Genomic DNA, 19,987 nt, shown 5'->3' with positions numbered 1-19,987 from the left:
ATTCTGTAGGCTGTTCAGGTAAGTGATTGATTTCAGCGGTCCTTCTTCGTACTATTGCCGGACGACCCTGGCCCGCTTAGCGGGCCTGATGTCCGCGCAATTATACAGGAACCTGGGACTCTTCCGCCGGAATCCCGGACCAGACAACATGAAAAATATCCTGATTATCGACGACGACGAAAAGCTGTGTCAGCTGCTGACACAGTACCTCGAGCGCTATGACATGACGGTGCACGTGGCCCATTTGCCGTCGCGCGGCTTCGAACTCCTCAGGCGTATCAAACCGGATCTGCTGATACTCGACGTCATGCTGCCTGAAAAAGACGGATTTGAAATCTGTCGGGAAATACGCGCCAAGTCTTCTGTTTATGGTCAGTTGCCCATCCTCATGCTCACTGCCCATGGGGAGGTAACCGATCGGATCGTTGGCCTGGAGCTGGGCGCCGACGACTACCTTTCCAAACCCTTCGAACCCCGGGAACTGGTAGCCAGAATCCATAACATTCTCCGCCGCACGAGTGACGAAGGTGCGGCCCCGAAAGAAGTCAAGCCGGTGGACGGGCTTGAAATAGACTTAGCACGCCGAGAAGCCAAGCTGGATGGCGAGTTGCTGGAACTGACCACCATGGAGTACGAACTGCTCCTGCTGTTCATGCAGTCTCCCAACAAGACATTTACTCGTGACGAGTTGATGAACAAATTGCGTGGCATCGATGCGGAGTTATTTTCCCGGGCCGTGGACACACTAGTCAGTCGCCTGCGACATAAGTTGAAGGATACGTCCAAAACTCCTCGGTTTATCAAAACCGTGTGGGGACGTGGCTACACTTTTGTCGGGGCGGATAAATGACGCCGCTGCTCACCCAGGTCAAGCGCTCACTTTTTCTTCGCCTGCTGCTGATCTTCGGCCTGACCGTCATTCTGATCTTTGCCATCATCTATATCTCTCTGCAACAGCTCAACCAGATCAACAGCAATCAGATTATCGAGATTCCGGATTATTTTGTCCGTAATTTCGAGACCATAATCATCGACGATATCGGCACACCTCCCGACCTGGAAGTGGCCGCGCTGCTGGCCCAGGATCTGGAGTGGACGATTCGCATCGAGCATCCGGTTATGGTCTGGCGCTCAGACAGCGATTACCGCCTGCCGGTCGAGCTGGCGGAGTTCAGCCGCACACTGTCCGGTGATGCTGAAATCCGCACCTGGAACGACGAGGACATCATCGTCGTAGAGCGTAATGGCTACCGCTTCTACATGCACCAACGCTTCCTCGATTCCACCGACTTCAATTACGTGGTGCTGTATTTCGGCCTGGGCATTGCCGCCATCGTACTGTTCCTGAACTATTTCCTGATCAGCCGTCTGCTGGCTCCTGTGAGATTGCTCAAGGAGGGGGCGGAGCGGATTCAGCACGGTGATCTGGGCTATCGTGTTCAGACTGACCGCCAGGATGAACTGGGCGAACTCACTGCCAGTGTAAACCACATGGCCGACTCGCTGCAGTCCATGCTGGAAGCGAAGCGACAACTGCTGCTCGCCATTAGCCACGAACTGCGCACACCCATCACCCGGGCCAAACTGCAGCTGGAATTCATGGACGATGACAAAACCAAGGATGCTCTGCTGGACGACATCAATGAAATCGATCTGCTGATTTCGGACCTGCTGGAAGCAGAGCGACTCAATAATACTCACTCGGTGCTGGTCACTGAAGAGGTCGACTTATCCGATTTTATCGAATCTGTAGTGGAAAGTTTTACCAGCGACAGCTCAAAAATACTGTTCAGGGGCCCTGAACATGACGAAAGTTTTGTCCTCGACAAGCTGCGCATCCGCCTGTTGATTACCAACCTGCTGAACAATGCGGTGCGACACGGCAGAGGCAACCCCATCAACGTGAATCTCGGGTTTGTCGACGACTCCGCCACCATCGAAGTTATCGACCAGGGGGAAGGTATTGCCGAGGAGCACCTGGTGGATATCACCGAACCTTTTTACCGGGCGGACAGCGCCCGGCAGCGCAACACCGGCGGTTTCGGTCTGGGCCTGTATCTCTGCAAGCTGATCGCCGAGGCCCATGGCGGCAGCATCGTAATCAGCAGCGAAGTGAACAAAGGCACCCACATCACCATCACCATTCCCCGTGAGCCTCCGGAATTCAAATCTAAAAACTAGATTTTTCGTGCTTTTGATTTTTTGGCACTGTGCCTTTAGCGACGCCACACCACTTTGGGGCAAGCTATCGTTATGTTGTCTGGAAAGGTTGAGGGTGCACGATTTAAGTCCGCACCGCCCCAGAAGAGTCTGATCCTCCGCAACTTGCACCCCTCCGGGGTTCCCTCCCTCGGTCAGGAGCCCGCAAGCGGTCTCCTTCGGTCAGTCGGTGCTGCGTTTTGATCGCTCCGTCCTCAGACTCTCCTGGAACGGTGCTCAGTGCAACATTCAACGCGAGGCGCTGTTTTCAGAATCTGAAAAAGCGAAGCCACGACAACAGGGATGCTACACAAGTGCAAGGTGCGGCCTGGCGGGGTGTTGTGCGGCTGCAATCAAGGACCAGCGCTGAACGGCGAAAAATGACCGCCCTCCAGGGCATTAAGGAGCCTCTGAGGGGCGCGGGCCGCAGCAGCGCAACACCCCGCCAGGCCGCGCCGCTCGAAGCCACATACCGCCGACTACCCTAAACAACAACTAAGCCCGACCCCAACGCAAACAACACACATCCAGCCCTCGCAACCACGCGTCCGACAAATCACACGCCGGACGGTTTCCGCCGCTGAGCTCTGAACCAGGCCAGTACCAGCATCAGAATTGTCAGCAGGACCGGGATCAGCACCGTATTGATAAGCTTTAAATTGGAGCCAAGTCTCTCAATATCCGCGTTCAACTGAAAACGCACATCCCGCAGTCGCCGACGGGTTTCCAGAATCTCGCCGTTGACCCGGTCTATCTCCTGCTGAACCTCAGGGGTAATCTGCAGAATCGGATTTCCTTCCTCATCCCGGCTGAGTTCGTTGAGGGTCTCCTCGGAAGCGGACAGGGTATCCAGCAATACGGCTTCCTCCTGACGCAGACGATCATCGGCTTCCCGCTGCAGATCCAGCACCCGGGTAAAGGGCCTGGAGTAGCGACCGCGGCTGCGGATGCTTACCAGGTCAGCGCCACCACTGAGGTTGTCGAGGCTGTTGACTACAAAGTCGCCGTTGTTGGCAAACGGCTGAGGAATACGTTGTCCCAGGAACTGGGAAATCTGTACCCATAAGCGGTCACCGAGTACATCTGTGTCGGCAAACACGATCAGGTTTACCTCGCCTGCGGAAGTCGTCAGGTGTTCCCGTTGCGGTTCCTCCTCAGCGCTTTCCTCCGCTTCGGTGGCTTCCTGGTCAGAATCGCTATCAGTCGCCTGGTCTCCATTCGCTGTCGCTTCCGCCTCTTCGTCACTGACGGCCTCTTCGGCTTCTTCTTCCAAAACCGGCGCCCCTTCAGGGAAGGCCGAGTTGATAACGCCGCTGACGCGTGCGGCTATGGTGAAGCGCTGGTTGGCGGATTCAAATTCATCAAATAATACTGAAGGGTCATCCACGTCCTGAAACACACCGACATTCATGAGCATGGCATTGCTGCTCGACTGCAACAGCGGTTCGAAGCGGGTGGTGGCGCCCTCGGCGGGGCTTATGGCACCGGCCGAAGAGACGTTGACCGCTTCCAGGCGGCTGGTAACGATATCGTCGGCTGTCAGGCCATTGCGCTGCACGCCCAGCATGCCCAGATGGGACACCGGTCGAGAGCCCTGGCCAAGCATGACCCGCAAGGCCATATCCGCATCGGTCAGAACCTTCAGGCTGTCGTACTCAACTCCCCAGGCTGACAGCAGGTCAGGAATGTCGGAACCGAAGCCGGCCGGAATGGTAGTGCCGAACTGATTACGCTCGATCATGGACTCGGCATTCGGGTCCAGAAACACCATGGCCTTGCCATTGCGCAGAATGTGCTGGTCAATGGCATAACGCATCTGATCTGACAGGCCTTCCGGGTGAACGATAAACAGGATATCGATATCCTCATCGATCTCACCGGCGGTTATGTCCACGCGGCGCACTTCATAGAGCTGACGCATGATGTCCATGACCATCCAGGCCGGAGTCGGCTGCCCGAAAGCAGGATTGAAACCGCCGTCCACTGCCAGTTCAGTAATCAGGCCGACCACCTGTCGATCCGGGTTTTCTACCCGGGTAATCAGCTTCATGAATTCATATTCCAGGAATTCTTCCTGGTCGGGCCGAATCAGCGGCATGGTCTCTGATACCAGCGCTGACATTGGCGTGGCTACATCTTCGGGCTCCTCGACCACCACCAGACCAAAATAAACTTCCTCACCCCCCTGGGTGATGGGCACTGCCTGAATGCCGAATCCCGTAGCCAGATCCTCATCTTCAGAAAATGGTTCTGGATCAACCAGTCTTAAAGACAGATTGCCGTCGCTGGCCAGAACGATTTCCTCAAGCAGTTCCTGCACACGGGTTGCGTAACTACGTATCTGGGGAACGTCCTCGGTGGCTCGATCAGAATAGAAGAAAATCAGCTCGATGGGTTTATCGAGGTCCGCAACAATATTCCGGGTTCCCTCCGACAGCGAATAAAGATTGTCTTCGGTCAGATCCACACGAATGGAGGGAAACAGGCTTATGACCAGCACAGAAAACAGCAGGAACACCGCGATAGAGATCAGACCGGTCGTAGAAAATAAAGTCTTACTGTTCATGTTCGAATTCTCTAAAGCTCATTATCAGTTGTTTCTAGTTGGCTTTCTTGATCTCGATGACCACAGCGCTGGCCATCAGCCAGGCCAGAATAAACACGGCAAAGAACAGGATATCCCTGATATCCAGCACTCCCTTGCTGATGGAATCGAAGTGCGTCATGAATCCCATTGCCGCAAAAGCATCGACGATAAACTGCGGCAGCCACTCCGGAAAGGCGTTAAGCACGATGGGCGAGCCCATGACCACAAACAGGAAACAGATGCTGACGGTCAGAATAAAAGCTATCACCGGATTCCTGGTGCTGGCAGACATACAGGATCCTATGGCCAGGAAGCCCCCCGCCATGAACCAGCTGCCGAGGTAAGCGGCAAAGATGACCCCATTGTCGGGATCGCCCAGGTAGTTGACGGTAAGCCAGAGCGGGAAAGTCAGGGCCAGGGCAATGCCGGTCAGTGCCCACGCAGCGAGAAACTTGCCCAGTACCGCTTCTGACAGTTTGACCGGCAGGGTCATCAACAGCTCGATAGTACCGGTCTTACGTTCATCAGCCCACAGGCCCATGGCCACCGCAGGCACCATGAACAGGTATAACCAGGGATGAAAGCTGAAGAACGGCAACAGATCCGCCTGACCACGGAGATAGAAACCGCCCAGGTCGAAAGTGAAAATACCGTTCATGATCAGGAAAATAACAATGAAGATGTAGGCCAGTGGGGTCGCAAAATAACTGGCCAGTTCCCGTTTACAAATGATTCCTAAATTGTTCATCACAGCGGCTCCTTAGTTCGTACCCTGGGTCACGGTTCGGAACACGTCTTCCAGTTGCCCCTTGTTGATGTGAAATTCCGACACCGGCCAGCTCTTGGCCTGGGCCAGTTCGGAAACAGTCTGAAATATCGGCTTTCCATCTTTGGCGAGAATGGTGTAATTGAGCCGGTCTTCGGCGTTCTGCTCCACGTGATCGACCCCCGCTACATCCCTGAGGTCGGCAGCCAGATCATAATCCCCGGTAAGCCGGATGCTGATGGCCTGGTGCAGACGGGACCGCGCCTCCAGTTCCGCAGGCGTGCCATCGGCGACGATACGACCGTGATTGATGATGATAGCCCGGGTGCAGACGGCGTTTACTTCTTCGAGAATATGCGTGGAGATAATGACAATCTTGTCCCGCGCCAGGTTCCTGATCAGCTCCCGCACATGGTGTTTCTGATTGGGATCCAGGCCGTCGGTGGGCTCGTCCAGAATCAACACCTTGGGATCATACATGATGGCCTGGGCAAGACCCACCCGGCGCTTGAATCCCTTGGACAGGGTATCGATGATCTGGTGACGCACCTCCGACAGAGCCACCTCCTCGATGACGTGTTCAACGCGCTGTCGCACTTCATCGCCCCGGAAACCCCTGACTTCGGCAATGAAGTTAAGGAAGTCCAGGGTTGTCATGTCGCCGTAGCTGGGCGCACCCTCGGGGAGATAACCGATCAGAGATTTGGCCTCGATAGGGCTGGTGGTGATGTCGTAGCCATCGATCTTGACCGAGCCACTGGTAGGTCCGAGAAAACCGGTGATTACCTTCATGGTAGTCGATTTACCGGCACCGTTTGGACCCAGAAATCCCAGTACTTCTCCTTCAGAGACAGTGAAGCTCAGATCGTCGACGGCCGTGAACTGGTCGAATTTTTTAGTCAGATGGCTTATTTCGATCATGCTGTCAGTCCGTTTTTATTCCGTTCGCAGTGCAGGCCAATGAAGCCTGAAACCAGGTAATGTTCTGTAAAACCGACGAAAATTAGAGATCGGCTACTATAGGGGTGCTACCTGCATTTTTCAAGGCATCACTGGTTTACACGATTTGCGACTGCGCCCCGGAGCAGGCCTCAGCTTTTATTGCCGGTTATACGGAGTTTCAGCAATCTGTGTTTACCAGCCATTCACGGGTATAATTGCCGGTTTTCACGCTTAATTTCGCAGCAGCAACGGGATAGAGCCGCAGCAGCATGACAAAGATCGCTTCACTACTTTTACTGGCCACCCTGGCCGCGGGCCTCACCGGCTGCGGGCAGAAAGGGCCTCTGAGGCGCCAGGATAGCGGTAACCTGGCCGTGGTCATAGCGGCACAGGCACCAGAAACAGCGTTCCGCTGATTCCGCACCCGTTGGAAAGTCCCTCCCGATTCATTCTTAATGGCAGATGCAGACATGGAAGCATTTTCGTACAGGCACGGTGAACTGTTCGCCGAGCAGGTGTCATTGACAGAGTTGGCCGATCGCCACGGTACGCCCTGCTTCGTCTACTCGCGGGCGAGCCTTGAAAGCAATTACCAGGCCTATGAAGAAGCCCTGCGCGACACACCGCATCTGATCTGCTATGCCGTCAAAGCCAATTCCAACCTGGCCGTGCTGCAGGTATTGGCCCGGCTGGGTGCCGGCTTCGATATCGTGTCCGCCGGTGAACTGCAGCGGGTAATCAGGGCGGGTGGAGACCCGGAGAAGGTGATTTTCTCCGGCGTCGGCAAGTCTGTCGAAGAAATAGAAATGGCGCTGGAGGTCGGTATTCACTGCTTCAATGTTGAATCAGAAGCCGAGCTGGTGCGTATCAGCCAGGTAGCGACACGTCTGGGGCGCCAGGCACCGGTATCGTTGCGGGTGAATCCTGACGTGGATGCCGGCACTCATCCTTATATTTCCACCGGCCTGAAGGAAAACAAGTTCGGTATCGACAGCGACGCTGCCCTGGGGGTTTACCAGCAGGCGGCGAAGCTGCCAAATATCGAAGTGATAGGAATCGACTGCCACATCGGTTCACAGCTCACCGACATCGCCCCCTACCTGGACACGCTGGATCGGCTGCTGAGTATCATCGATCAGCTCGACCAGAGCGGCATATCGATCAGACATCTGGACCTGGGCGGCGGGCTTGGCGTGACTTATAAGTCCGAACAGCCGCCGACACCCGGCCAGCTTGTCACGGCGATCCAGCAACGGCTGAGTGGCAGAAACCTGACCCTGCTGCTGGAACCGGGCCGTTCAATAGCCGCCAATGCCGGCATCTTCCTGACCAGAGTGGAATATATCAAGGAGACTCCGGACAAGCAGTTTGTCATTGTCGACGGCGCCATGAACGACCTGTTGCGCCCGGCCCTCTATGGAGCCTGGCAGAATATCATTGCTGTGCGGCCACGGGACGAAGCCGTCCCGGTGGTTTGCGACGTGGTGGGGCCGGTCTGTGAGTCCGCCGACTTTCTAGGCAAAGACCGGCAGCTTGCCGTGCAGGCCGGGGACCTGTTGGCCGTGTGTTCCGCCGGCGCCTATGGTTTCGTGATGAGTTCCAACTACAACTCCCGCAATCGCGTCCCGGAAGTCATGGTGGACGGTGAGCAATCCTTTCTGGTGCGGCAACGGGAAACCCTGGCGGATCAACTGTCTCTGGAACAGCTGTTGCCGGTCTGAGTTGCCCTGGCGCTCTGGCCTGGCGATTCAGCCTGCGGGCCGATAAGATCAGCAACGCAAACGTCAACGGGAATACCGATGAAAGTACCATTCACCAAGATGCATGGCCTGGGGAATGATTTCCTCGTGCTGGATCTGGTCACTAATCCGGTGCAACTGAGCAGCGAGCGAATCCATCAGCTGGCGGATCGCCATTTCGGGGTCGGTTTTGACCAGTTGCTGCAGATAGAGCCCGCCAGCAGCCCCGATGTGGATTTCGACTATCGCATTTACAATGCCGACGGGCAGGAAGTTGAACACTGTGGCAATGGTGCCCGGTGTTTTGCCAGGTTTGTGCACGATCACGGTTTGACCGACAGGAACCCCATCCGGGTAAAAACAGTCAACCGGGTCCTGGAGCTGGCTATTCAGCCTGATGGCCAGGTTACGGTAGATATGGGTAGGCCAATTTTCAATCCTGCCGACATACCTTTCAGGACTTCCGAACCGGCCAGACTCTATCGACGCACACTGGAACTCGATGGAAGATCGATGGCGGTGGAATTTTCCGCACTCTCCATGGGAAACCCCCATGCCGTGCTTGTTGTGGATAAATTGGCCAGTACGCCGGTGGAGGCCCTTGGTAAAGCACTTGGAAGCCATCCGGATTTCCCTGCGGGGGTCAACGTGGGCTTCATGGAGATAGAAAACAGCAGCCGGGTGAAACTGCGGGTATTTGAGCGCGGGGCAGGAGAAACCCTGGCTTGTGGTACCGGAGCCTGCGCCGCCATGGTGGCAGGCCGACGCCTGGGCCTGTTAGACGCAACCGTGCAGCTTACTTTGCGGGGCGGCGAACTGACAGTGTCCTGGGATCAGGGTAGCGATTCGGTCATGATGACCGGCCCGGCCAGAACAGTATTCGAGGGGAGTTTTGAACTATGAAGAACGAATCAGGCGCAGCCCATCAGCTGCCAGACGCCGCGGCAGAAACAGTTACAGCAGACCAGGTGGCTGCCTACCTGAGCGAGAACCCGGACTTCTTTCTTGCCCATCAGGAACTGCTGGCCGAGCTGACCCTGCCCCACGAGAGCGGCCAGGCGGTTTCCCTGCTGGAACGGCAGGTCTCGCTGCTCAGAGAGCGCAACTACTCGACCCGGGAGCAACTGGGCAATCTGTTGGAGAACGCCAGCAAGAATGACCAGTTTTTCGAAATTACCCGCAGCCTGGTGCTGGCGCTGTTGCGCGCGGATTCGGCGGACAGGATGATCGAGTCGGTGCGGGACACATTTCTCGCCCAGGATGCCATCGATGCCTGCGAACTGATACTCGATCCCCGCTACAACCCGGATTCCGCTCCCGGCGAAGCCCCGTCACAGGAGCTGGCGGTAACCTTTGCCGATGTCTTCAGGCTCAATCATACCCACTGCGGTAAACCGTCTGCTGAGCAACTCAACTGCCTGTTTGGCGATCAGGGAAGCCTCATCAGATCAACCGCGCTGTGCCCCATCATGCACGACGACAAGACACTGGGAATCCTCGCAATTGCCAGTCGGAAAAACCATTATTTCAACGTCAACCTTGACACTCTGTTTCTGGATTTCATTGGCAGCGCCATTGCCGCCATGCTGGAAGGCCATCTCTCCCGGTAACATGCGCCCGATCCAAATTGCCCGGAGAGTAACTCCATGACCGATATCGATAATGGAGGCGGGCCTCAGACCCCGCTCGTTTCGGTTATCGTAAGGACCACCGGACGACCGGAGCTGGACGAGGCGCTGCAGTCCATCGCGGCCCAACATTACCGCCCGCTGGAAATCGTTCTGGTCGATGCGGCCGGCACAGGCACTCTGAAAGACACCCTTGATGCCTGGCCGACCGGGACGGATGTGCCAATCCACCCTGTCTCTAACGGCTCACCATTGCCACGACCACTCGCCGCCAACCTGGGCCTGGAAGCCAGTCACGGCGAGTATCTGCTGTTTCTGGACGAGGACGACTGGATTGCCCCGGAACACATCGGCAATCTGGTTGCGGCTCTGGGGGCCAATCCTGCGGTGCAGGCGGCCTACAGCTCTACCCGTAAGGCAGATCCCCAGGGCAACCTGCTGGATGAGGTTTTCGAGCATGAATTCGACGCGACACTACTCCGGCTGGACAACTACATCCCCATTCATGCCATGCTGTTCAGCCGTCGGTTGCTGCAGGATGGTTGCCGCTTCGACGAGTCACTGGCCATTTATGAAGACTGGGATTTCTGGCTGCAGTTAGCCCAGCAAACCGATTTTCTCCATATTGACGAGATGACCGCTTTCTATCGACAGGGTGGCGGCTCTGAAACCGACAACATCAACCATGAAGCGAAGTTCAGACATGGCCAGCTCCTCGCGGAGGCCCGGACAAAGCTCTATGGAAAATGGAAAGCCCGGTGGACTGCAGAACAGGTCAATGAGTTGATAGGTGCAACCGTCTCCCGTTCGGAGTTCAATGCAGCCGCGACAGAACTCAGCCGAGTCGCACTGGAGCTCAATGAGAAAAAACAGAAGGTTCAGGAAATGGATTCCTATGCCGCCAGCCTGCGAGCCCTGCTCGACAAGAGCACCCGGGAATCCGCTGCACTGGCACGGGAGTCCGAAGAGCTGCGTAAGACCCTGCAGCGCGTAAAGCGTCAGCACGCCCTGTCGGACCTGCACCGTGACAGACATATAAAGGAACTGGAATCCCGGCTGAATGCAATTTATACCCTGCCGAGCTGGCGGTTGATGGGCCCCTTCAGAAGGGCTAAACGGCTACTTGATGCAGTCCTGTTGTTCCCGCTGAAAAAGAGACTACATTTTTGGCGTTACGGTACAGAATTAATCATTCCCGCTCTTGAAGGCGACACACAGCTGCCGCTGGACGAAGAAAATCACAGCCCGCAACTTGAAGCGGATACCAAGAGCCGTTATCGCCAGGCAGCCGAGCTCAATCTGCAGCGTTTTCTGCAATCAGACAACACGCTGGCCATTCCCCCCAGCGAACAGCCTCTGGTTTCGATCCTCCTCGTTCTTTACAACCAGGCTCCCCTTACGCTGCTGTGCATCGAATCGATACTCAAGTTTGCTCCGGCCCCCTATGAACTGGTCATCGTGAATAACGCATCAGCGGATGAGACTGACCGCCTGCTGAGTAAACTGACCAACGTAACGGTCATCAACAACGCCGACAACGAAGGCTTTGTCAGAGCGGTAAACCAGGGCGTTGAACATTGCCGGGGCAGATACCTGCTGCTGCTGAATAATGATGCAATGCTGCATCTTTATTCCATCGAGTCCGCCATTGAAACACTGCAGCGGACACCGGATGCCGGCGCAGTTGGGGGGCGCATCCTGTTGCTGGACGGCAGCCTGCAGGAAGCCGGCAGCATTATTTTCGACGATGGCGGCTGCCTGGGTTACGGTCGCCATGGCATTGCCGACGCGCCTGAGTTCATGTTCAGCCGCCCGGTCGATTACTGTTCCGGTGCTTTCCTGCTCTGCGAAACGGCGCTGTTCAGGTCCATGGATGGCTTCGACCTGGATTATGCGCCGGCCTATTACGAGGATTCGGATTTCTGTATTCGCCTGCAGGAACGGGGCCTGAAGGTGATTTACGACCCCAATGCCGTGATCACGCACTACGAATTCGCCAGCTCCGGCGGGCAGGAAAAAGCCGGCCAGTTACAGGAAAAACACCGACAGGTGCTGCAGGCTAAACACCCGCAATACCTTGCCCGCCGGCACCCGGTTGCAGCGGAGCCGGCTCTGTTCAGCCGCACTGCCAACAACCAGCCCAATGTGCTGGTTATCGATGACCGGGTACCCCATGCCAGCCTGGGCTCCGGTTACCCCCGCTGTCGTGAAATCCTTTCCTTACTGGCAAGCTCCGGCTTTAATGTGACGCTCTATCCGTTGCAGTTCCCGGAGGAATCCTGGCGGGAAACCTACGACACGCTGCCAGACACTATTGAAGTGATGCTTGATCTAGGTCTACAGAGACTTTCGGAATTCCTGCAGAAACGACGGGGCTTTTACTCCACTGTCATTGTCAGCCGCATACACAACATGCAGGTTGTCAATGAGGTGCTTGCCGCACAGCCGGACCTGTTCGACGGCGCAAGGCTGATTTACGACGCGGAGGCGATAACCGCACCCAGGGAGATACTCCAACGTGAGCTGCAGGGAGAGACTGTCCCCGAGCGGGAACGGTTTGACCTCGTGGAACAGGAGATCTCTGCCGCCAGAACAGCCGACCGGATCGTTGCGGTATCTGACCAGGAAGCGGCTATCTACGGGCAGCACGGGTTCAACAATACGGTCGTGCTGGGCCATAGCCTGCACCCCGTCCCCGGGGAAAAGAATTTTACTCAGCGGGCGGGCCTGCTGTTTGTCGGTGCGCTGCGCGACGAGGATTCTCCCAACGTCGATTCGCTGCACTGGTTTATCTCACACGTTTGGCCCCTGATCAGAGCGGCTGAACCCGCGGTCATCCTTCACGTGGTCGGAGACAACGAGGCGCCGTCTCTGCAGGCGCTTGATGCAACGGGAGTCTGCTTCCACGGCCGCCTGGGGGACATCAACGAGCTCTACAACAGCGCGCGGGTATTCATCGCCCCGACCCGGTTTGCCGCCGGTATTCCCCACAAGGTTCACGAAGCGGCAGCACACGGTGTGCCCAGCGTCACCACCAGCCTGCTGGCCAGCCAGCTTGGCTGGGAGAACCGCAAACAACTGCTTACGGCAGACTCACCCCAGGACTTCGCTGAGCGCTGCATCGAGTTGCTTGGTGACGAGAGTCTATGGAATAAGATTCGCCGCAACGGGCTTGCTGCCGTCGCCTCGGACTGTTCACCGGCGCGTTTCCGCGCCGTACTGCTGGAACTGCTGGAACTGCTGGAACCCGCTCAAAACAAAGCTGCATCGAAGGAAGAATAGCTGGAGGCAGGTCAATCGGGCATGCAATTCTACACCAGCGTACCCGTCTTAAGGCCAGAGCACTGTGGTAATTAGTCAGAGGCTCCCTAGAAATCAGCGGCCAGCCAGATCCAGTACTTTCGGGTATCCCCATAGGATTTGAAGTCAACCTGGCGGAAGTCGGCCATCGTCACGCCGAGTACATAGTGATCGCCGAACGCATGCTGGTATTGCATGTCCACCTCGGTTCCCAACTTATGCTGTCCGTGAGACTGGTATGCGGCCCTGAAATCATGGTAATCCACGCTGAGCGTGCCACCCAGTCCTCCGATGCTCCACTCAAGATATTCGTCGACAAGCCCGACTGCCGGTGTCACAAGGAATTTATCAGCCCACCCGTTCACCCCGTGATGAGCGCCGGCAGGGAAAGTAACCCCGAAAAGTCCGTGGTCCGAGCCCATGTGTTCGTAACCCATCACGACATCACCGTAGCCGCCGTGGAAACCTGTAGACACCAGCCAATAGTCTGCGCCGAAAGAGCGACCTGCCTGAAGGGCATTCTGATGAGCGAATTCCAGCTGATAGTTCATGTCAAACTGATCACGACGTCGGTGACCCTGCAGACGAAACCCGGCGGACTTGAGCTGCTGACTGCCGGGCGCGGAGGGATTCAAGTCGTAGTAGTAGGCGACCAGGACATCTTCCGGCAAAGCATAGGAAGCATTCAGGAGCAGGTCCTGAGTTCTGACGTCAGCAAGTTCTGCCACCCCACGGTTACGTTTGCCAACTGCGTAAAAAGCAAGTGACAGTCTGTCGGCGGAATACTGCAACCCCAGCGCATCGAAAGTCATCTCATCCTGCCGCCAGGACGCACTGCCTACAAAGCGCTGATTATCAAGCCTGATCAACTGCCGACCCGCTCTGGCACTGAATGCACCCTGATTGAAGTTGAGGTAAGCCTGATTCACCTCTGTCACTTCAGGATCACCAATGGTCGCGTACTCTCCTGCGTGAAAGCCGGCCGCAGGTACTGCATAGCGATCGACTCCGGCGACGATTCGGGTGTCTTCGATTTCAAAAAAGCCGGAAAGGCCCTTGCCGATCTCACTTTCGACACTGATATTGGAACCCAGAGTAAGAGCCTGGGCGCCATTGGTATTCTCCTGGCTGACGTTTTCGTACCTCAGCCTGAAAACACCATGTACTTGTGTGTCATTCTGCGCGGGGATGAGCCTGTTGATATCAGCTTCTGCCGCCATCAGTGTCGACGGCAGAGACAGCAGGCCTGCAGCCAGGCACAGCCGGCCGTAATTCATAAATTTCATGTCGCGCCCCCTATGCTGCCACGGTGAAGCTGGCGGCCAGCAGATAGATTGTCGCCAGCACTGCCGCAAAGAGTTTCGCCGGCAATATATCAATGCCCGGCTCATGGCCTTTTCTGCCATGACACAAATAAAGGTACATTTTAACAACCAGGATCGCCATCAACGCCGTGACGACAAGCCACGACATTCCCATCAAGGGTGTCTCGCTGAAACCGGCTTCCAGGATAAGATCCTCCGCGATATAGGCCAGAGAAAGTGGGAATCCTGCCCCCATCAGCCCAAATAACAGCATCGCCGAGGCAAGCTTTGGATAAGAATCATATTGACCTGATGGTCGCAGCAGGTTCAACTTGCCAGCCCGCATTTCGAGTGTGCCGATAGTAAGGATAAGACCTGGTACAGTGACCATTTGCGCCTGCGCCAGGAGTGTCGCCGCCAGCTCTGAAAAATGTCGACCTGAATCCGCGTATATCAGAAAGGCCAGTTGACTGGCTGCCAGGCCGGCAAGCGCACGACGGGCACAGCCCTGGGACAGCGCCATCAGCAGCGATAGCACCGCGAACACGGGCAGCACCAACAGAAGCAGACCGCGATCCAGGGCCAGTTGCTGTTCGAATGCCATAACGAGGATGACCTGGAACACGAATACCGAAGCCAATGTACCGGTCGGCAGAATTTCGAAGAGTCTGCTATACCAGCTCGACAGTGGGAACAGACCGACCAGTATCATCAGACCTATGAGCTCGGCCACCCTCATTTGACCGTCTATTTCACCGGCAACATTGACCGATAGGAACAACAACAGGCAAGACACAGCACCGAAGGAGAGTAGCAGTCGATGCATACCGTGCTGTTTCCCCACGGCCGCGAGCAACAGTCCAAAGAAAACTGGCACCGACCACATCAGCAACTGGGGCGTGTTGAACTTTGTCAGCGTCAGAGTCACCAGGTTCATAGTCAGAATCAGGACAAAGGTCAGCCTTGAGCTCATAAAAGCCGGGGTATAGAAACAGGCCAGCAGGTTGCCCAGCACGACCACACTGCCAAGATCGCTCAGTGTGCCGGTTTCCTTTGCGGGATCCATTCCTGCGTAGAGCTCTATTACAAACAACAGGCTGAGAGTAAACAGACCGGCGTTGCGCACGGCGTTTCTGTTCGAGAAGCTGGCAACCCCTAACAAACCGATACAAGTCAGTATCGGAGTCAGAAAAACAGGGAAATTCATAGTCAAAATACTCCGGCTATTTTTGTTTCAATGCCACACCAAGCGCATCCATGTCTGCTGCCTGGCCGGTTTTTACTGTGCCGCCATCACCTGCGATCTTTGCTCCGACTATCCGTTCGAAACGATCCAGATGTCGGGCCAGTCGCAGAATGCTGTGTACCACCCAGTCCACCAGGATGATGTCAAGGAACGCTCTTTCCAGGCTGAAGCGATACATGAATCGCTGGAACCCCTGGCTGTGCCCCTGTTGGGGATGGTAAATGCGGACGTGATGCCCCAGCATTTGCTCCAGATGGTGCCGTTCGTGTAACAGGCTTGGAGCACGCAGGAACTGCAGCGTTCGAAAAACGGCGTGGGCCACCACATGCAGGAGGGCCAGCTCGAACCAGCCGAGCCCGATCTCAAAGACGATAAAGCCCAGTTGAGTAACGGAGCCGTAGGCCAGTCTGCTCTTGATATCACTTTGCACCCGACCGACTATATTGCCGGTCAATACCGTCAGCAGTCCGACCACCAGCAGTAATGCCTGCGCAGTCGGGCTGTGGCTGATGAGGTCTGCCATTCTGAGCAGCAGCAGCGGCCCCAGGTGAACAGAGAGTGCACCGTAGAACACGGCGCTCGAAGGAGTGGGACCCTCCATCGCCCTCGGCAGCCAGTTGCAGAGGGGAAACAACGCAGACTTTCCGATTACTGCCAGCAACAGCAGCAACTCTGTTATCTGGGCAGACTGGTGTAGTGGTATCCCCGCCCAGCGGACTTCAGTCTGGGCACTGAATTCGGTCCCGACGCCGACATGGTGCAGATAAAGAATCGCTGCATACAGGCCAATATCTGTCAGGCGGTAATTGACGAAAACCCAGAATCCGTTCCGGGCCGGTTGCGGTCGCTGCGTGAAAAAAGCGATCAGTAGCACCGAGCTCAATCCAACCACTTCCCACCCTACCAACAGCAGTTCAAGTGTTCCACTGAAGCAGACCAGGTTAAGTCCCAGCGTGAACAACAGTAAAGCAAGATAAAAGCGGTGAAACCCCGGTTCTTTGTGTAAGTATCTTTGCGAAAAACTGCAGATCAGGTAGAGAAGAAGTGAGGAAAAAATAGCGTACGCGACTGCAATCAGATCCGTAAGCATCACGATATCATAGTGGTAACTTTCGGTGCTGAACCAGCTTCCCAGGTTTACCTCGCTGCTTGCGGATAGAGGAAGCAGACTCGCCATCAGCACCCCGCTGGCCAACGCCATGCCAATGGCAATGCGCGAGTACCGGACTACGTTCAACTCCGAAGGCTTCCTTGACAGCAGCATACTGACCGCCAGCCAGATGAAAACGGCCAGGGTCGGCAGGAATATCAAGGCCCCCAGAATTTCAAACAACAGCAATTCAGACATACTGGCCTCCTGGCAACCTGTCGCCGATATGAGCAAGGCCCAGATAACTGGCACTCCCCCGAAAAAAGTGTTCCGAAGTCTCGCTAATCGGGTAGCCCTGCCGTTCGATCCGATGTGGCACGAAAGTACCTTTATCGAAAACGGCCAGCTCCCCTGTCGCCGGGTTCATGGAAACCAGTTGAATCCACTCGTTGCTCACCAGTCTCCCGACCACAGGCCTTTCGCCAGCGATTTTCAACAGGTCTTCCGGGCTGGCTTCCACGATAGTCAGCAGCCTGACCGGCTCATGTATTTCCACCATCTGCCAGGGAAGGCCGGTTCTCAGGTCGGAGCAGTGTCCTTCCATGACTCCGACCAGGCCGGAGATGTTATGGGGCAACTTGGTGCCACACCCGAAGGCAACGGGGTCGACAAAGCTGAAGTAATATTCAAGGTTGATCCCGGCACCTACCGGCCCCGCGGACTCAAGCAGGTTCGCGAGAATAGACCGGTCGGGATCCTGATCGGGATCGTAGGAGATCAGAAACGAACGACGGTCCATGAACAGCCCTCGCGTGTACTCCCGGCGGCCGATCACACAGACTGCATTCGTTGCGTGCCCGTATTCGGGCCTGGGCTGGGCAAGGTCGATGGAATGCTGATGTGCAAATCCGAGTGCCTGCACGGCAGTCACATCTACCGGCACCTCTTCGAACTTGCGACAACGCTCCAGGGCGTCAAGCGTGCAGGCCCTGGCCATTACCCCCTTCACATGCTCAAAGGCCGCGTGATGTTGCGACGGAATCAGGTCCTCGTCGTAATAGCGCATCGAATCATCACAGGTATTGTGATAAGCACCGACAACCCAGGTGTCACAGGTCAGTTCGATGCCCTTTGTTTGCAACAGTGATCTGACCTCGGGATCATTCGCCATCGCTGCGAACGCTCTCGCATTCGGTCCACCTCTTCCTCCGCCAGTGGCACCACAGTCGTGAGCTGCTTCGTGGGGGTTGTTCAGGCTGGAGGACCCATGCCCAACGATCAGCAGGATGCTGGTAAAGCGGCTGCGCAGGCCCATTGAAGAAAGCGTCCCGAAAACCACCTCGGCAGCCTCTTCAACGCTATATCCGGGCAGGTATCCCTCAATCTGTTGATCACCTTTGTACCGGAAGACTCGCAGCCTGGTCTTCGGCCTGGCGGGACCAATCGACTCAAACCGTCGAGACAACTGTTCCCCAACCCGGGGAAAGAGGCTGCCGATCACCAGGGCTGGTGACTTGGCAATTCCCATCAGCAGAGACCAGAAAGGACCAATGGAAAGCATGGCTTCATGATGCATGACAGCCCGGGAGTAGCTGCCCAGCCACTTCCGATATCGCTGATAGCGCTCAGCTTCATTGATGTCGATCGGTTCTTCACGGACAAAATGTTGTGGTTGCCGGTTAACCGGGCACAGAGGGCGGCCGGTTACATCGTCGAGTCCCTGATAGTGCATGGCTACACCGAAAAATCCGGCAAAACCAAAAGTCTGGGCACGAGGATCCAACTCTTCTATATGCCGGCGTGTGGACTCTTCCCGTTCATCCATGCAGAGCACCGCCTGAAAGCTTGCCGGTGGCTTATCTGCCTCTCTGGCCACAAAGCGACGATGTTCCAGCAAACCGTCAAGTATGTGCTGGCGATGGCGGCGCTCATAGGCCAGCTGCAACAGATAGCGACGTTCAAAGCTGTTGAAAAGGCCTGTCTCTGTAACCCATTCATAGGCATTTTCCGGACTCGCGAACAGCCTGGCAGGCAGGTCGAATGCCTGCGCTGTGATAAAGGCCTCATAGACGTCCTGTACCGACTTCCTTCGCTCCGTGTGCTCGATGCCGCGTGTGTCCACATAGTGTCGATAGGCGTCCAGATCGGTGTTGCATTGCCGACAGGCATTCGTGAAGGCGACTTTTTCCAGCGTGAGCTGTACGGCAAGGAAGTCGAGTAGCCTCGCCGGATAAGCGGACACTGGGACCTTGGCAGGAAAACACTCAAACTGCTGAAACATGCCGGCCCAGCCTTTCAATACCTGCAGGCTGTCACTGATAAAGCGATCCCAATGCGCCAGCGCAATGCCGAAATGCGCGATGACATCGCAGATGACCGTCAGTGCCTCTGCGCTGGCCTGCTCCTGGCGCCGGCATTCTGCTTTCAGACCACGCATCCATCCCGGCACCGGTGTCACACCAGCCAGATGCATGCGCCTGAAACTCACCAGCAGACCTTCCTCCTTGTCCGGTTGTGGCAGACTGCCGATGCCCTGATCAAGATAAGCGGCACACACGCGGATCAGGGCAGGTTTGACCCACTCATCCGTATCGCAGTCAAACCGATTAAGGAGATAGTCCCGGGGCCTGGCCTGAGAACTTCGCTTGAGCTTGAATGTCGCGCTACTTTCCAGATTGCCCCACAAGGCTTGCAACTCGCCCGGTAAGTACTGCCGCCGACTTTGAAAAAACAATGAGCTGGCAGGGGATTTCACCGCCGAACCGGCTAACGCATGAGGTTTGTGTAAATACCCTTTCTCATGCAGCCACCAGTTCACCGATTGGCGACTGGGAACATTGAACAGAGAAGTAAGGCGCCAGAGCAGAACAGCACGGCGGGTCGGGGCACCGAAAAAGACGGCCTGGTCGAGCTGAGGGACCTCTTTCTCCAGTACTGCTTCGATGTCCGTTAAAAGTATACGGCCACTGTCAGCAGCCTGGCGAAACTGCTGCTCACTCATCAAGGGATCGGCGTCCAGCTCTCGAGCAGCCTCTTTCAGAGCCTCCTTGAAACTCAGTTTTTCGAAGGCGTGAAGCGTATTGTGATGCACAAAAGTATGAAGGGGCGATTGAGAGGGCAGCAGCCTGGCAGCCCTCTCGATGACCTCACGAAGTTTGTCTGAATCCGGAATCGGCATATCTTTCA

The 19,987-nt window shown here is 56.1% G+C and carries 14 protein-coding genes; 7 read left to right on the top strand and 7 right to left on the bottom strand.

Going from position 1 to position 19,987, the window contains the following annotated elements:
* Positions 1–148: 148 nt before the first annotated feature.
* Positions 149–850 carry a response regulator transcription factor gene (locus tag R3F50_07445; protein ID MEZ5490138.1) on the top strand — a complete coding sequence of 234 codons (702 nt, stop codon included), beginning with the start codon at positions 149–151 and terminating at the stop codon, positions 848–850.
* Positions 847–2,181 carry an ATP-binding protein gene (locus tag R3F50_07440; protein ID MEZ5490137.1) on the top strand — a complete coding sequence of 445 codons (1,335 nt, stop codon included), beginning with the start codon at positions 847–849 and terminating at the stop codon, positions 2,179–2,181. Before R3F50_07445 ends, R3F50_07440 begins: the two co-directional genes overlap by 4 nt.
* A gap of 574 nt (positions 2,182–2,755) precedes the next feature.
* On the opposite strand, the gene R3F50_07435 is transcribed toward R3F50_07440, so the two are convergent.
* From R3F50_07435 to R3F50_07425, 3 genes are read right to left on the bottom strand one after another with little or no spacing between them, the layout of a single operon-like run.
* Positions 2,756–4,765, bottom strand: a complete 2,010-nt coding sequence (locus R3F50_07435; protein ID MEZ5490136.1) for a Gldg family protein — start codon at positions 4,763–4,765, stop codon at positions 2,756–2,758.
* A gap of 34 nt (positions 4,766–4,799) precedes the next feature.
* Positions 4,800–5,534 (bottom strand): ABC transporter permease subunit, encoded by a 735-nt coding sequence (locus R3F50_07430; protein MEZ5490135.1) that lies wholly within the window; start codon positions 5,532–5,534, stop codon positions 4,800–4,802.
* 12 nt (positions 5,535–5,546) lie between these two features.
* Complete coding sequence (locus tag R3F50_07425; protein ID MEZ5490134.1) at positions 5,547–6,473, bottom strand: ATP-binding cassette domain-containing protein; 927 nt, start codon at positions 6,471–6,473, stop codon at positions 5,547–5,549.
* Positions 6,474–6,763: 290 nt separating this feature from the next.
* Between R3F50_07425 and R3F50_07420 the strand changes: the two genes are divergently transcribed.
* The 5 genes from R3F50_07420 to R3F50_07400 all read left to right on the top strand — a co-directional run bounded on the left by R3F50_07420 (position 6,764) and on the right by R3F50_07400 (position 13,143).
* A complete protein-coding gene (locus tag R3F50_07420) occupies positions 6,764–6,910 on the top strand; it encodes a lipoprotein (protein ID MEZ5490133.1) in 147 nt (48 codons plus the stop codon).
* A 54-nt stretch (positions 6,911–6,964) separates the two neighbouring features.
* Positions 6,965–8,215, top strand: a complete 1,251-nt coding sequence (gene lysA / locus R3F50_07415; GenBank protein MEZ5490132.1) for a diaminopimelate decarboxylase — start codon at positions 6,965–6,967, stop codon at positions 8,213–8,215.
* A 78-nt stretch (positions 8,216–8,293) separates the two neighbouring features.
* Complete coding sequence (gene dapF, locus R3F50_07410) at positions 8,294–9,136, top strand: diaminopimelate epimerase (GenBank protein MEZ5490131.1); 843 nt, start codon at positions 8,294–8,296, stop codon at positions 9,134–9,136.
* A complete protein-coding gene (locus R3F50_07405; protein ID MEZ5490130.1) occupies positions 9,133–9,843 on the top strand; it encodes a DUF484 family protein in 711 nt (236 codons plus the stop codon). The genes dapF and R3F50_07405 overlap by 4 nt, the downstream gene beginning before the upstream one ends.
* Positions 9,844–9,879: 36 nt before the next feature.
* Positions 9,880–13,143 carry a glycosyltransferase gene (locus tag R3F50_07400; GenBank protein MEZ5490129.1) on the top strand — a complete coding sequence of 1,088 codons (3,264 nt, stop codon included), beginning with the start codon at positions 9,880–9,882 and terminating at the stop codon, positions 13,141–13,143.
* Between the two features lie 86 nt (positions 13,144–13,229).
* Here the strand turns inward: R3F50_07400 and R3F50_07395 are convergent, their stop codons facing one another.
* Genes R3F50_07395 through R3F50_07380 form a run of 4 tightly spaced genes read right to left on the bottom strand, consistent with a single transcriptional unit; the run spans position 13,230 to position 19,979 of the window.
* A complete protein-coding gene (locus R3F50_07395) occupies positions 13,230–14,447 on the bottom strand; it encodes an alginate export family protein (protein MEZ5490128.1) in 1,218 nt (405 codons plus the stop codon).
* Positions 14,448–14,457: 10 nt separating this feature from the next.
* On the bottom strand, positions 14,458–15,672 hold the full coding sequence (locus R3F50_07390; GenBank protein ID MEZ5490127.1) for a hypothetical protein: 1,215 nt from the start codon (positions 15,670–15,672) through the stop codon (positions 14,458–14,460).
* 16 nt (positions 15,673–15,688) lie between these two features.
* On the bottom strand, positions 15,689–17,059 hold the full coding sequence (locus R3F50_07385; protein MEZ5490126.1) for a proton-conducting transporter membrane subunit: 1,371 nt from the start codon (positions 17,057–17,059) through the stop codon (positions 15,689–15,691).
* Positions 17,052–19,979, bottom strand: coding sequence for a DUF2309 domain-containing protein (locus tag R3F50_07380; GenBank protein MEZ5490125.1), 2,928 nt, complete (start codon positions 19,977–19,979; stop codon positions 17,052–17,054). The genes R3F50_07385 and R3F50_07380 overlap by 8 nt, the downstream gene beginning before the upstream one ends.
* Between the last annotated feature and the right edge of the window lie 8 nt (positions 19,980–19,987).

This window comes from Gammaproteobacteria bacterium (assembly GCA_041395725.1).
Classification (GTDB): Bacteria; Pseudomonadota; Gammaproteobacteria; order Pseudomonadales; family Pseudohongiellaceae; genus NORP240.
This window is presented reverse-complemented; position numbering and strand designations above follow the sequence as displayed.